Annotated in this window: 14 protein-coding genes; 3 read left to right on the top strand and 11 right to left on the bottom strand. The window is 71.6% G+C overall.

Annotated elements, in window-relative coordinates; genetic code table 11:
* Positions 1–24 precede the first annotated feature (24 nt).
* Genes ACIHFD_RS23650 through ACIHFD_RS23640 form a run of 3 tightly spaced genes read right to left on the bottom strand, consistent with a single transcriptional unit; the run spans position 25 to position 2,169 of the window.
* Positions 25–732 (bottom strand): SGNH/GDSL hydrolase family protein, encoded by a 708-nt coding sequence (locus tag ACIHFD_RS23650; RefSeq protein ID WP_397368877.1) that lies wholly within the window; start codon positions 730–732, stop codon positions 25–27.
* A 37-nt stretch (positions 733–769) separates the two neighbouring features.
* Positions 770–1,441, bottom strand: a complete 672-nt coding sequence (locus ACIHFD_RS23645; RefSeq protein ID WP_397368729.1) for a hypothetical protein — start codon at positions 1,439–1,441, stop codon at positions 770–772.
* A complete protein-coding gene (locus ACIHFD_RS23640) occupies positions 1,438–2,169 on the bottom strand; it encodes an ATP-binding cassette domain-containing protein (RefSeq protein ID WP_397368728.1) in 732 nt (243 codons plus the stop codon). The genes ACIHFD_RS23645 and ACIHFD_RS23640 overlap by 4 nt, the downstream gene beginning before the upstream one ends.
* Before the next feature lie 84 nt (positions 2,170–2,253).
* On the opposite strand from ACIHFD_RS23640, the gene ACIHFD_RS23635 reads away from it, so the two are divergent.
* Positions 2,254–2,808: a DivIVA domain-containing protein gene (locus ACIHFD_RS23635; RefSeq protein ID WP_350739033.1), complete on the top strand. Its 555-nt coding sequence runs from the start codon at positions 2,254–2,256 to the stop codon at positions 2,806–2,808.
* Here the strand turns inward: ACIHFD_RS23635 and ACIHFD_RS23630 are convergent.
* Positions 2,805–3,452, bottom strand: coding sequence for an HAD-IA family hydrolase (locus ACIHFD_RS23630; protein ID WP_397368727.1), 648 nt, complete (start codon positions 3,450–3,452; stop codon positions 2,805–2,807). The two genes, ACIHFD_RS23635 and ACIHFD_RS23630, sit on opposite strands and share 4 nt — an antisense overlap.
* Positions 3,453–3,471: 19 nt before the next feature.
* Between ACIHFD_RS23630 and ACIHFD_RS23625 the strand changes: the two genes are divergently transcribed.
* Positions 3,472–3,954: a GNAT family N-acetyltransferase gene (locus tag ACIHFD_RS23625; RefSeq protein ID WP_397368726.1), complete on the top strand. Its 483-nt coding sequence runs from the start codon at positions 3,472–3,474 to the stop codon at positions 3,952–3,954.
* 39 nt (positions 3,955–3,993) lie between these two features.
* Here ACIHFD_RS23625 and ACIHFD_RS23620 read toward each other — a convergent pair whose 3' ends face one another.
* A complete protein-coding gene (locus tag ACIHFD_RS23620; RefSeq protein ID WP_397368725.1) occupies positions 3,994–5,532 on the bottom strand; it encodes an FAD-dependent monooxygenase in 1,539 nt (512 codons plus the stop codon).
* A complete protein-coding gene (locus ACIHFD_RS23615) occupies positions 5,529–5,987 on the bottom strand; it encodes a hypothetical protein (protein ID WP_397368724.1) in 459 nt (152 codons plus the stop codon). Before ACIHFD_RS23615 ends, ACIHFD_RS23620 begins: the two co-directional genes overlap by 4 nt.
* A gap of 65 nt (positions 5,988–6,052) precedes the next feature.
* Here ACIHFD_RS23615 and ACIHFD_RS23610 point away from each other — a divergent pair, with 65 nt between their 5' ends.
* Positions 6,053–6,649 (top strand): PadR family transcriptional regulator, encoded by a 597-nt coding sequence (locus ACIHFD_RS23610; protein ID WP_397368723.1) that lies wholly within the window; start codon positions 6,053–6,055, stop codon positions 6,647–6,649.
* Here ACIHFD_RS23610 and ACIHFD_RS23605 read toward each other — a convergent pair.
* From ACIHFD_RS23605 to iolC, 5 genes are all read right to left on the bottom strand, one after another.
* Positions 6,600–7,640, bottom strand: coding sequence for an AI-2E family transporter (locus ACIHFD_RS23605; protein WP_397368722.1), 1,041 nt, complete (start codon positions 7,638–7,640; stop codon positions 6,600–6,602). The genes ACIHFD_RS23610 and ACIHFD_RS23605 overlap by 50 nt on opposite strands.
* 61 nt (positions 7,641–7,701) lie before the next feature.
* The gene (iolD, locus tag ACIHFD_RS23600) at positions 7,702–9,537 is read right to left on the bottom strand and encodes a 3D-(3,5/4)-trihydroxycyclohexane-1,2-dione acylhydrolase (decyclizing) (protein WP_397368876.1); all 1,836 of its coding nucleotides are present in this window, start codon (positions 9,535–9,537) and stop codon (positions 7,702–7,704) included.
* 5 nt (positions 9,538–9,542) lie between these two features.
* Positions 9,543–10,382 carry a 5-deoxy-glucuronate isomerase gene (gene iolB, locus ACIHFD_RS23595; protein WP_397368721.1) on the bottom strand — a complete coding sequence of 280 codons (840 nt, stop codon included), beginning with the start codon at positions 10,380–10,382 and terminating at the stop codon, positions 9,543–9,545.
* Positions 10,379–11,284, bottom strand: a complete 906-nt coding sequence (locus ACIHFD_RS23590) for a deoxyribose-phosphate aldolase (RefSeq protein ID WP_355209954.1) — start codon at positions 11,282–11,284, stop codon at positions 10,379–10,381. The genes iolB and ACIHFD_RS23590 overlap by 4 nt, the downstream gene beginning before the upstream one ends.
* Positions 11,281–12,219, bottom strand: a complete 939-nt coding sequence (iolC, locus tag ACIHFD_RS23585; protein WP_350739009.1) for a 5-dehydro-2-deoxygluconokinase — start codon at positions 12,217–12,219, stop codon at positions 11,281–11,283. Before iolC ends, ACIHFD_RS23590 begins: the two co-directional genes overlap by 4 nt.
* Positions 12,220–12,429: the final 210 nt, after the last annotated feature.

The following is a 12,429-nucleotide window of genomic DNA, read 5'->3' as shown; positions in this document are numbered from 1 at the left end:
AGAGCTCCCCCGGGCGGAACGGGGCTAGAGGGGTGCGATCGAGCGGGCGGCGAAGCCCTCGATCAGGTCGGCGATCATGGCGGCGCCCCTGCTGTTCAGGTGGATGTTGTCCGTGGTGAGCTGGAGGCCGCGGCCCTTGGAGATGGCGTCCAGGCTGCGGCCGAGCAGGAAGTGCTGCATCGCGGCGGTCTGCGCCAGCCGCCCCTCCGCCTGGTAGCGGATGCCGGGAGCCCGGCCCCGCTCCTCCAGGTAAGCCGTCATCCGCTCGTTGAGCGGCAGGTACGTGACACCCTCGGCCGCCGCGACCCGCCGGACGATCTCGCTGTACTCGGCGGCCCGCCGCACCGAGACCGAGTCGAGCTCCTCGCCGATGACGGGCAGGGAGAGCATCGCCACGCGGGCCATCGTCTCGTCCTGGAGGCGGCGGGCGATGGTGGTGAGGTTGGCGGCGTAGGCCTCCGGGGTGGGGTCCGCGGAGAGTTTCCAGCGCTTGCGCAGGGTCTTGGCGAGCGTCCCGCTGAGCGTGGAGTTCGCGTCGTTCGTGCCGATCAGTACGGTCACCACGTCGGGGTCCTGGCTTACGACGTCGTCGAGCCGCTTGACCGTCTCCGACGACGGCTCGTAGTTGACCCCGGCGTTGATCACGGTCGCCTCGGGCAGCCGGGAGCGGAGCATGGCCACGTAGTCGGCGCTCACCTGTGCGCGGGTGATGCTGTCACCCAGGCAGATCATTTTCACCGTCGTCTCCTCTAGGGTGAGTGAGTGTTCACTAACCTACCCTACGCCGGAGCCACACGTACGTCCCCAGGCCGATCAGGCACCACACCAGGGTGATGGCGCCGAGCTCGGGGAGCTGGTCGAGGAGGTGACCCCCGTTCGCCGCCTTCATCCAGGCGATGAGCGGGACGGTGAGCCAGTGCAGGGGCGAGGAGCTGAGCAGCAGCATCGCCAGGAACCCCAGCAGCAGCCCCATGATCGAAAGCGCGGGGGAGCTGATGACCGCGCGGCTGGTGAGGGCGCCCAGCGCGGTGCCGGTGAGCGCGGCCAGGGCGTTCAGGACGAGAGCGGCGGCCAGCACGCCGCGCGAGGGAGCCTGGCTCACGCCGAGCAGGAGCGCCGCGCCCATGCCGAGCGCCGCGAACGCCACACACGTCACGAACGCCGCCATCAACCCCGCCGCCACCTCCCTGCCCCGCCCGCCCACCTGGATCGCGGACAACTCGCGCTGCCGGTCGGGCTCGGTGTCGAGGAGGCTCCTGGTCGCCCAGGCCAGGACGGGGATGATCAGCACGGCGCCGTCCGTGAGGGCCGAGGCCTCGCCGCCGCGCGGCGCCCGGCTGCCGTAGAGGATCGCCAGCATGGCGAAGGCCAGAAGGAGCGCCTGGAACATGCGGTGCGAACGGATGTAGGCGGCCAGCCGGAACGTGGCCAGGGCGATCATCCGGACTCCTCGATCTCGCGGGCCAGGTAACCCTCGCCGCGCATCCTGGCGAGGAAGTCGTGGACTTCGGACGCGGGCACCGTGACGGCGACGACCGTCCCCCTGTCCTCGACCGGTTCGAGGCCGGGCGCCGTCGTGCTCTCCTTGAGGCGGCCGTCCACCAGCGACCAATGGCGTATCCCGGGCAGCGAGCGCAGGCCGCCCTGGTGGTCGCTGACGATGACGATGCCGCCGCGGCCCGCCACCTCGCCGGCGATCGAAGGGAGCGCTTCACGGGTGTCCACGTCGAGCCCGGCGAACGGCTCGTCCAGGATCAGCAGCCCGGGCTCCGACATCAGCGCCTGGACCAGGCCGACCTTGTGCGCGCTGCCCTTCGACAGCTCGCCCAGGGCGACGGTGAGGAGGTGGCCCATGTTCAGGCGCTCGGCCCACGGCTCCCAGAGGGCGCCCCCGCGTACCCGGGACATGTGGCGCAGATAGGCCGTGACCGTGAACGGCTGGGCGGTCGGGAAGCGGTCGGGAGCGAAGCCGACCGCCTCGGGACGCCCGGCGATCGTGCCGGTCGTGGGCCGGGTGAGGCCCGCAAGGAGGCGGAGCAGAGTCGACTTGCCTGCCCCGTTCACGCCGGTCAGCTCGATCACATCGCCAGGGGCGAGCTGGGTGTCGACGTCTTCGATGACGAAAGGATCACGTCTTCGATAGCGGAAGGAGACCTTGGACAGACGCATGGTCTTGTAACGCTATATGTCGGGTCGCATCGCTAGCATAAAGAGCCCCACAATGGAGACGCCCCCAGCACGTTCTCAAGAGGAGTGGGCTTGAATCGCTTTCCACGCGTCATGGGTATGCGTTCAGGCTATGACCCCGCCGAAGTCGACGCCCTGATCGGGCGGATCGAGTCGACCTTGGGCAGGGGCATGCCCACTGTGGAGCCCGTCAGCGCGGACGACGTGCGACGGGCCACGTTCCGAGCCAAGCGTGGCGGATATGTCGAGACCGCGGTCGACTTCGCCCTGGAGGCGTTCGTGGTGGCGCTGGAGACCCAGGCCAAGCGGCCGGTACGCCTCGCCATGGCCGAGCCGACCGGCGAGATGCTGCGCGAGGAGTGGTTCGAGACCCAGGCGGCCCGCGTCGAACGGGTGGCCTTCCGCCCGGGTCGCATGGGCACCGGCTACAACGAGGACGAGATCGACGCCTTCCTGGACCGCATCGTGGCCACCCTGCGCGGGACGACCGACTTCCCGGTGACGGCCAAGGAGGTGCGGGCGGCGAAGTTCTCGACCGTGCTGTTCCGGTCCGGCTACCTCATCGCGGACGTGGACTCCTTCCTGGCCGGCATCGCGGACGTGCTGGAGCAGCGCCGTTAGGCGTTCTCGACCACGGAGAGCAGCCCGCCGAGGTCGGGCAGCAGCTGCTGGATGATCTTCTCGTCGGCGGGTCGCTCGCCCTGGCGGTTGATCCACACGCGCGGGATGCCGAGGCGGTGGGCGGGGACCATGTCGTGGAAGTAGCTCTGCGCCACATGCACCCATTGAGTGGGCTCGTACGAGCGCCTGAAGGTCTCGAAGTGCGCGTCGGCCGGCTTGTACGCGCCCACGTCCTCCGACGTCAGCACCGCGTCGAACGCCACGGGCAGCCGCCGCCGCGTCTCGGCGATGAGGTCGCGGTCGCAGTTGGTGAGCAGCGCCAGGCGCCAGCCCGCGCCGCGCAGCGCCGACAGCTCGGCGCCCACCTCGGGGAACACCGGCCAGTACGGGATCGTCGTGCCCAGCACCTGGGCGTCGTCCTCGTTCAGCTCCACCTTCTCGTCGGCGCAGGCCCTGCGGAGCGCCTCGGCCATCACGTGGCGGTAGCGGAGTGTCGGGGACTCGGCCTGCACGACGTGCTCGTGCCGGTTGTACGCCTCCAGCAGCCGCGCCCCCTGACCCGGCGCGATCAGCTCGGCGCTGGTGCGGATGCCGTGCCGCCAGTCGACAAGTGTTCCGAAGCAGTCGAACGTTACCCATCGCATAGATCTCATAATGAGGGACATGGCGATATCCGTGCGTCCCATCGAGCCGCAAGATCTCGCGAACGTGACCCGGGTGCTGACCGAGAGCTGGGGTGGCTCGACCGTGGTGGCCCTGGGCCGCGGGGAGTTGGTCGACGCGGCCGCGCTGCCGGGCTTCATCGCCGAGATCGAGGGCGAGCCGGCCGGGATCATCACGTACGCCCGGCGTGGCGACTCCGTGGAGATCATCACGATCGACGCGGTGGTGCCCGGCAGGGGAGTGGGGGCGGCGCTGCTGGACGCGGTGCGCGCCGTCGCGGCCGAGGGCGGGGCGGCCAGGCTCTGGCTGGTCACCACCAACGACAACACGCACGCCCTGCGGTTCTACCAGCGGTACGGGTTCGACCTGATCGCCCTGCACCGCAACGGCGTGGACCGGGCGCGGGACCTCAAGCCGGGCATTCCCGCCGAGGCCGACGGCATCCCGATCCGGCACGAGCTGGAGCTGGAGCTGCTCCTCTGACCTCCCGCTCCCCGCGCGGGCCGGTGAGGGGCGCCGGGGTCAGTGGAGGATCTGGTGGAGGGTGGCTGTCAGGCGGGTCGCCGGGTCGTCCTCGCTCGCCGAATCGTCCGAGCGCCAGGCCACGTAGCCGTCCGGGCGCACCAGGACGGCGTCGCAGCCGTACCGCGACTCCCAGTGCCCCTCGACGTCGACCAGCTCCGACCCCACCCGGTACACCCGCACGCCCTCGACCGCCACCCGCGCCCACTCCTCCCCGCCGGGCCCGCACAGCAGCACGAACGAGTCGTGGAACAGGTCGTGGACGCCGATCCGCCGCCCGTCGAGGGAGAGCCAGAGGTGCGGGGCCCGGGTGCCGGGAAGGGCGTGTCGTGACACCCCGTCGCCGAACACCGACTCGGGCGGGGTCCCGGCCATCGCCGTGGACGCGTACCGCTGCCCGAGGACGCACGTGACCGGGTCCACCAGGTCGTCCTCCGAGCCGGAGCCGAACCTGGCGGCCTGGCTGCGCACGGTCACGTCGGCCAGCTCCAGCGCCACCGGGCGGCGCTCGGCCTCGTACGTGTCGAGCAGCGCGTCCGAGGCCCGCCCCGCGAGCACGGCGGCGAGCTTCCAGGCCAGGTTGTGCGCGTCCTGGACGGCCGAGTTGGCGCCCAGCCCCTGGGCGGGCGGCCACACGTGCGCGGCGTCCCCGACGAGGAAGACCCGGCCGGAGCGGTAGCTGTCGGCCACGCCGACCGCCTCTGTCCAGGACGCCTTGCTGACGATCTCGACCGGTACGTCGCGGCCGATGACCGCCTTGGCCGCGGCGACGCAGTGCTCGTCGGTGAAGTCGTCGGGCGACTCCTTGTCCGGGTCGTAGAGCAGGGACAGGCCCCAGTGGTCGGGCAGCGCGTGGGAGACGAACGCCGCCGAGGCGGTGCCGCCGGGTTCGCCGACGATCCAGAACAGGGCCCGCTTGGTGATGATCTCCGACAGGTCCGCCTTGATGACGTAGGTCACGAAGTGCCGCAGGGGGCCGAGGCCGGTGCGGGCGATGCCGAGCCGCTCCCTGGTGGCGCCGCCGTAGCCGTCGGCGCCGATCACATACCGGGCCCTGATCGTGTGGCGCTCGCCGGTGGCGCGGTTCTCCACCACGGCCGTCACGCCGTCGGCGTCGGGCTCGATCGACCGGCACTGCGTGTCGAACCAGAGCTCCGCGCCCTTGGCGCGGGCGGCCTCGATCAGGATGGGCTCGACCGTGCTCTGATCGGCCATGCAGAGCTCGCCCGCGGTCAGCTCGGGCAGCGCCCGCGGGGACTCGTCGCCGAACAGCCACTGCCACTCGCCCGCCAGCGTCGCGCAGCGGGCCACGCCGGCCTCCTCGTCGAAGGGCCGGCCCGCCTCCTTCACGGGTTCGTCCAGGCCGAGCGGCCGGTAGATCTCGAGGGTGCGCGGGTTGATCCCCCGGGCCCGGCCCAGCAGCGACACGCCGGGGTGGCGGTCGACCAGCAGGCAGGGCACGCCCTGGTGGGAGAGGAAGAGGGCCGAGGCGAGGCCGGCGTAGCCGCCGCCGACGATGAGGACGGGGGTCTGCTTCACGACGCCTTCTCCAGGGTGCGGGCGGGGTCGTCGACGGTCGGGTGGGTGCCGTTCCGGTGGGCCTGGCGGACGTCGCGTACGTACTCGGGGGACAACATCGCGGTGATGATCGCGACGCCGCCGCGGCGGACGCGGATCTCGCTGCCGGCGGCCCTGCCGACCAGGCGGATGCGCCGCGCGGAGCCCTCAGCGGGCGCCTGGTGGTCCTTGACCTGGCCCCTGCCGCTCCAGCGCAGGTCCTGGTGCTCGACGGTGGCGTCCTCGGGGACCAGCAGCTTGACCACGCCGCGGTCGAGGTCGAGCCGCAGCTCGATCTCGGCGGGCAGGCCGGGGGAGCGCAGGTCGACGGTGGTCTGGCCGTAGCGGGTGCGGATCTCGAAGCGGCCCGCGGTGGTCCAGTTGCCCAGGCGCCGGGTGACGGCGTGGTCGGTGTGGATGCGTTCGATGTCGCTCATGAGATTGATAGTTGCAGTGAAACTAGTTTCACGTCAACTAGTAATTTTGAGGCTAGTATTGGCCCATGGCTCTCGATCGTGGCTCGCCTCTCGCCCTGACCGTGCTGGCCCTGCTGCGCCACCAGCCGCTGCATCCGTACGGGATCCAGCGCATGCTCAAGCAGTGGGGCAAGGACCTGGTCGTCAACGTGGGCCAGCGGGCCGGCCTCTACCGGACCATCGACCGGCTGCTGGAGGCCGGCCTGATCAGCGTCCGGGAGACCGAGCGCGACCAGCAGTACCCCGAGCGCACGGTCTACGAGCTCACCGCCGAGGGCGGGACGGCGCTGCTCAAGTGGCTGGACGAGATGCTGGCCACGCCCAGGCAGGAGTTCCCGCAGTTCCCGGCCGCGCTGGCGAACGCGCTCATGCTCGCCCCGGAGGACCTGGCGGCGGCGCTCGAGCGGCGCGAGCGGGCGGTCGCCGAAACGCTGGCCGGGCTGGAGGCGAGCCTGGCCGACGATGCCGACCTGCCGCGCATCACCATGCTGGAGATCGAATACCTGCGCGAGGTGACGGCCGCGGAGACCCAGTGGCTGCGCGCGGTCATCGACGACCTGCGGGCCGGGCGGCTCACCTGGTCGCGGGAGTCGCTGGAGGAGGTCGCGGCGGAGCGAGAGTGACAGGGGCGGGCTCGGCCCGCGGCCTGTGCAGCAGGGCCACGATCACCGCGGTCACCGGGGCGGCCAGGAACGCGCCGATGATCCCCCAGAGCAGGCCGCCCACCGCGATCGCCACCAGGATGATCACCCCGGGCAGGTCGAGAGCCTTGCCGTAGACCTGCGGCGCCAGCACGTGCCCCTCGATCTGCTGAATCGCCACGGTCACCCCGACCACGATCAGCGCCACCAGCCAGCCCTTGGCCACGAGCGCCACCACCGCGGCCAGCAGCCCCGCCGTGAACGCCCCCACGATCGGCAGGAACGCCCCCACGAACGTCAGCACCGCCAGCGGCAGCGCGATGGGCACGCCCAGGATCCACAGCGCGAGGCCGATGAAGAACCCGTCCACCGCACCCACGATCGCGATCCCGCGGATGTAGCGGCCGATCACGGAGAAGATCAGGACGCCGGTCTCGGTGATGCGGGCCCTGGCCGAAACGGGCGCGAGCTCCACGAGCCAGTGGAAGAGCCGGTCGCCGCCGTGCACGAAGTACACCGACAGGACGAACGCCACCGCCGCCCCCACCACGATCTCGCCCGCGGTCCTGACCCCGGCCAGCGCGCCCGTGGCGATCTGGCGGCCCTGGGCGGTCAGGTACTCCTTGGCCTGCGCGGCGAGCTTACGCGGGTCGACCCCGAACCTGGAGGTCAGGTCGTACAGGTTGTCGAGCACCCTGGTGAGGCTGACCCGCAGCTGCGCGATGCTGTCGATGGTGGGCGGCACCAGCAGCGCGATCAGCCCTCCGGCCAGCACGATCCCGCCGACGAAGACGATCGCGGTGGCCAGGGCGCGGTTCACCCCGCGTGACCTGAGCCAGCGGGCCGGGGGCAGCAGCAGCGCCGTGATGAACACGCCGACGACGACCGAGATGACCACCGTGGCGATCTGGTTGAGGCAGAAGCCGACCACCGCGATCAGCGCGACCCACCCGAGCAGCCGCCACGGCCCCATCCCCTGCCCCCTATCGTGCCTGGTCAGAGGCCTTCCCCGGGGGGATGGGGGGCAACCCTGGTCAGGCGGGCGGCGTCAGGTGGAGGCGCTGGGAGCGCTTGTTCTCCTCGTACGTCTCCCGCGCCGCGCCGGTCGTGCCGCCGACCTCCGCGACCGGCACGTCCCACCACGCCTCGGAGGACGGGGCGTCGTCCGCCATCGGGTCGGTGCGTACGTAGATGACCGTGGTCCTGGAACCCGAGCGGGCCTCCTCGAGCGCCTTGCGCAGGTCGGCGACCGACTCGGGGCGCAGCACCGTGGCGCCGAGGCTGGCCGCGTTGGCGGCCAGGTCGACGGGCAGCGGCCCGCCGTCGCGATGCCGGTACGAGGTGCCGAGCCGCTCCGCGCCCACGCTCTCCGACAGGCGGCCGATGGAGGCGAACCCGGAGTTGTCCACCAGGACGACCACCAGCTTGATCCCCTCGGAGATCGCCGTGATCAGCTCCTGGGCCATCATCAGGTACGAGCCATCGCCCACCAGGACGAACACCTCGCGCTCCGGCACCGCCATCTTGACGCCCAGCCCGCCGGCGATCTCGTAGCCCATGCAGGAGTAGCCGTACTCGACGTGATAGTTGCCGGGCCCGCTCGGCCGCCAGAGCTTGTGCAGGTCGCCGGGCATCGAGCCGGCCGCGCACACCACCACGCCGTCCTCGGCCGCCGCGGCGTTGACCGCGCCGATCACCGCGGACTGGGGCAGCGGCGAGCCCTCCAGCGAGTAGGCCCGGTCCACCGCCGCGTCCCACTCCCTGGTCAGCTCGGCGGCCCGCGCGCGGTAGTCCTCCGGCGCGCCCCTCCAGCCCGCGAACGCCTCGACCAGGTCCGCCAGCCCGTCGCGGGCGTCGCCGACCAGTTGCAGTCCCGACAGCTTGGCGGCGTCGAAGGCGGTGATGTTGAGGTTGAGGAAGCGGGCGTCGGGAGCGAAGATCGTCCGGGAGGCGGTGGTGAAGTCGCTGTAGCGGGTGCCCACGCCGATGATCAGGTCGGCCTCGCGGGCCAGCGCGTTGGCGGCCGTGGTGCCGGTGGCGCCGATCGCGCCCACGGCGAGCGGGTGCCCGTACGGGAGCGCGCCCTTGCCGGCCTGCGTCTCGGCGACCGGGATGCCGTACGTCTCGGCGAAGATCCGCAACTGCTCGGTGGCCTCGCTGTAGATCGTCCCGCCGCCCGCGACGATCAGCGGGCGCACGGCCGACTTGACCAGCTGGGCCGCCCGGAACACGGCGGCGCGCTCGGGGCGCGGCCTGGGGACGTGCCAGACGCGGCGCGCGAACAGCTCCTCCGGCCAGTCGTGGGCCTCCGCCTGCACGTCCTGCGGCAGCGCCAGCGTCACCGCGCCGGTCTCGGCCGGGTCGGTGAGCACGCGCATGGCGGCCAGCAGCGCCGACGGGAGCTGCTCGGGGCGGTTGATCCGGTCCCAGTAGCGGGAGACCGGCTTGAAGCAGTCGTTGACCGAGATGTCGTACGAGCGCTGGTCCTCCAGCTCCTGCAGCACCGGGCCCGCCACGCGGGTGGAGAAGATGTCGCCGGGCAGCAGCAGCACCGGCAGCCGGTTGATCGTCGCGCCCGCCGCGCCCGTGATCATGTTGGTCGCGCCGGGGCCGATGGAGGTGGTGCAGGCCAGGGTGGCCAGGCGGTTGCTGGCCCGGGCGTAGGCGGCGGCCGTGTGGACCATGGCCTGCTCGTTGCGGCTCAGGTGGTAGGGGAGGTCCTCGGTGGAGGTGGCCAGCGCCTGGCCGAGCCCGGCCACGTTGCCGTGGCCGAAGATGCCGGAGCAGCCGCCGAAGAACCTGCGCTCCACGCCGTCGCGCTCGCTCCACTGCTGGGCCAGGAAGCGCACGACGGCCTGGGCGACGGTCATATGGGTCATGAAGTCCTCCCGAACGGCAGTCTCGGGTCTGTGGGCTGGCTTTCCCAGGAGGAGCGGATCCACGCGTGGCGGGGGTCGTCGCAGAAGGCCATCGAGCGTTCCTCCGCCGGGCCCGCCAGGACGTTCAGGTAGTAGAGGTCGTAGCCGGGGGCGGCCATGGCGGGGCCGTGGTAGCCGTACGGGACGAGGACGACGTCGCCCGAGGAGACCTCGGCCAGGGTGTCGATGTGGCCGCGTTCGGAGGAGTAGACGCGCTGGTAGGCGTTGCCCTGGCCGGCCACCTCGAAGTAGTAGATCTCCTCCAGGACCGCCTCGCCGGGGTTGTCGGTGTCGTGTTTGTGCGGCGGGTACGACGACCAGTTGCCGCCCGGGGTGATGACCTCCACGGCCATGAGCTTGTCGCAGTCGAAGGCGCCGGGGGCGCAGAAGTTGTTCACCTGGCGGGTGGCCTGGCCCGCGCCGCGGATCTCGACCGAGACCTGGTCGGCGGGCACGTAGCGGGGCTCGAGGGAGCGGGTGGCGAGGGCGGAGGGCAGGGCGATGCGCCCGGTGCCCCGGAGGGTGACGTGGGAGCCGATCGGGACGTAGGCGAAGTCGCTCGGCCCGCTGAAGACCGAGGGCCGTCCCGTCAGCTCGAACGTCGCGGCGGAGGTGGTGACCGTGCAGGATCCCGACAACGGGAGGACCAGCGTCTCCTCGTCGCCGGTGTCGAACGAGACCGGTGTGTCCGCCAGGTCCACGATGCGCAGGCCCGAGTACGTCCAGCCCGCCAGGGACGGGGTGATCTCGACGGACCAGGGGCCGTTCGCGGCCTTGCCGAACGGAACGTATGTCATGCGCGGGTCTCCCGTACCAGTGCCGCGGCGTTGTCCACCGCTTTCGCTACGTCGTCATCCGGAGGGTAGAGCAGGGCTCGGCCCACGACGAGGCCGCGTACGCCGGGAAGGCTCAGGGCGCGGTCCCAGTCGGCGTAGGCGGCGTCGATGTCCGGCGGGTCGCCGCCGAGCAGCAGCGCGGGCAGGGTGGTGGCGGCCATCACGCGCTCCATCTCCGCCACCGCCGGGATCTTGAGCCAGGTGTAGGCGGAGGTGGTGCCGAGCGCCTGGGCGATGCTGATCGCGCGGATCACGGCCTCGGGGGACAGGTCGTTGCGCAGCGCCCCGGACTCGGAGCGCCGCGCCCAGAAGGGCTCCACCATGGCCGGCAGGCGGTGGCGGGCCAGGTCGGTGACGGCCCGGGCGCAGGACTCCAGGGTGGCCACCGTGGCGGGGTCGGCCGGGTCGATGCGGAGCAGCATCTTGCCGCCGTCCAGGCGCATCTCGTCGATCGAGGCCGCGTCGAAGCCGGTGAAGCGGTCGTCCACCTCGAAGACCGAGCCCAGCAGGCCGCCCCGGTTCATGGAGCCGAAGGCCAGCTTGCCCTCCAGGGCGCCGAGCAGGAGCAGGTCCTCCATGACGTCGGGGGAGGCGAGGATGCCGTCCACGCCGGGGCGGGAGAGCGCCACCTGGAGGCGGTCGAGCAGGTCGGCGCGGCTGGCCATGGCCAGCGGCCGGTCGCGTACGCCCAGGGCGCCGCGGGCCGTGTGGTCGGCGGCGATGATCAGCAGTCGCTCGCCCTCGCCGGGCAGTCCGCGCCGCTGCCGCCGGGCCGCGGCCTCGGCGATCTCCTCCGGCCGGGTGGCCCGGATCTGGGTGAGCCGCTCGTAGCCGGAGGTCCTGGGCAGGGTGAGGTCGCTCAAGAGCCCGCTCCGTTCAGCAGGTCTTCCACCTCGGCCGTGGACGGCATGGCGTCGGCGCAGGCCAGCCGGGCCGCCACGAACGCGCCGGCCGCGTTGGCGAAGCGCACCGTCCGCTCCAGCGGCCAGCCGCGCAGCAGCCCGAGGCAGATCGCCCCGCCGAACGCGTCACCCGCTCCGATGCCGTTGACCACCTTCACCTCCACCGGTTCCGCCACCACGCTCTCCTCGGAGGTACGCGCGAGAACCCCCTCAGGGCCCATTTTCACGATCGCGACCTTCACCCCGGCGTCCAGGAGCGCCTGCGCGGCGGCCTCCGGGTCGCGCACGCCGACCGCGTTCTCCACCTCGTCGAGGTTGCCGACCGCGACGTTCGCGTACGGGAGCGTCCGCCGCGCGGCCTCGTGGGCCGCCTCCCGCGACTTCCACAGCGACGGCCGCCAGTCGAGGTCGAACACGGTCCAGCCCGACGTGCGCGCCGACAGCGCGGCGGCGTGGGCGGCGGCGCTCGGCTCCTGGCTCAGCCCGGTCAGCGAGAACCAGAACAGGCTCGTCTCCGCGATGGCCCCGAGGTCGAGATGGGACGGGGAGATCTGCAGGTCAGGCGGGTGCTCGCCACGGTAGAAGTAGATCGGGAAGTGGTCGGGCGGGAAGATCTCGCAGAACGTCACGGGAGTCGGCGGGCCCTCGACGGTGCTCACGAAGGCGTCGTCCACGCCGAACCCGCGGATCGCCCTGCGGACGAACTCTCCGAAGGGGTCCGCTCCCACACCGGTGATCACGGCGGAGCGCAGCCCGTGGCGCGCCGCGGCCACGGCGACGTTGGTGGGGCTGCCGCCGAGGAACTTGCCGAAGGATTCGACGTCGGCCAGGCCGACACCGGTCTGCAGCGGGTAGACGTCGACGCCGGAGCGCCCGAACGTGATCAGGTCGTACAAAGCACCTCCAGGATGGAGCTTACCTTCGACACTATGGCATATTGTCATGACATTCGGATGTCCGCTATGTAACCTAATGTCCCTCGACTCAAACCCCCGGGCGACTCACAACACGCCTGTTCGGACGGTTGGCTCCCGGCCCGCTGAGCAAAGACACAGCGTGTGAGCACTCTCCGCAAATTTGGCCAGGCCTTTACGTCATATGGATGT

Source organism: Nonomuraea sp. NPDC051941 (assembly GCF_044593615.1).
The sequence above is the reverse complement of the archived record's forward strand: the minus strand, read 5'-3'. Positions and strand labels throughout refer to the sequence as shown.

Excerpts from the sequence above, each read along its gene's own strand:
- iolB (WP_397368721.1), bottom strand. The coding sequence starts at position 10,382 with ATGACATACGTTCCGTTCGGCAAGGCCGCGAACGGCCCCTGGTCCGTC.
- ACIHFD_RS23650 (WP_397368877.1), bottom strand. The coding sequence starts at position 732 with ATGATCTGCCTGGGTGACAGCATCACCCGCGCACAGGTGAGCGCCGAC.
- ACIHFD_RS23615 (WP_397368724.1), bottom strand. The coding sequence starts at position 5,987 with ATGAGCGACATCGAACGCATCCACACCGACCACGCCGTCACCCGGCGC.
- ACIHFD_RS23605 (WP_397368722.1), bottom strand. The coding sequence starts at position 7,640 with ATGGGGCCGTGGCGGCTGCTCGGGTGGGTCGCGCTGATCGCGGTGGTC.
- ACIHFD_RS23645 (WP_397368729.1), bottom strand. The coding sequence starts at position 1,441 with ATGATCGCCCTGGCCACGTTCCGGCTGGCCGCCTACATCCGTTCGCAC.
- ACIHFD_RS23630 (WP_397368727.1), bottom strand. The coding sequence starts at position 3,452 with ATGCGATGGGTAACGTTCGACTGCTTCGGAACACTTGTCGACTGGCGG.
- iolD (WP_397368876.1), bottom strand. The coding sequence starts at position 9,537 with ATGACCGTCGCCCAGGCCGTCGTGCGCTTCCTGGCCCAGCAGTGGAGC.
- ACIHFD_RS23610 (WP_397368723.1), top strand. The coding sequence starts at position 6,053 with ATGGCTCTCGATCGTGGCTCGCCTCTCGCCCTGACCGTGCTGGCCCTG.
- ACIHFD_RS23625 (WP_397368726.1), top strand. The coding sequence starts at position 3,472 with ATGGCGATATCCGTGCGTCCCATCGAGCCGCAAGATCTCGCGAACGTG.
- ACIHFD_RS23640 (WP_397368728.1), bottom strand. The coding sequence starts at position 2,169 with ATGCGTCTGTCCAAGGTCTCCTTCCGCTATCGAAGACGTGATCCTTTC.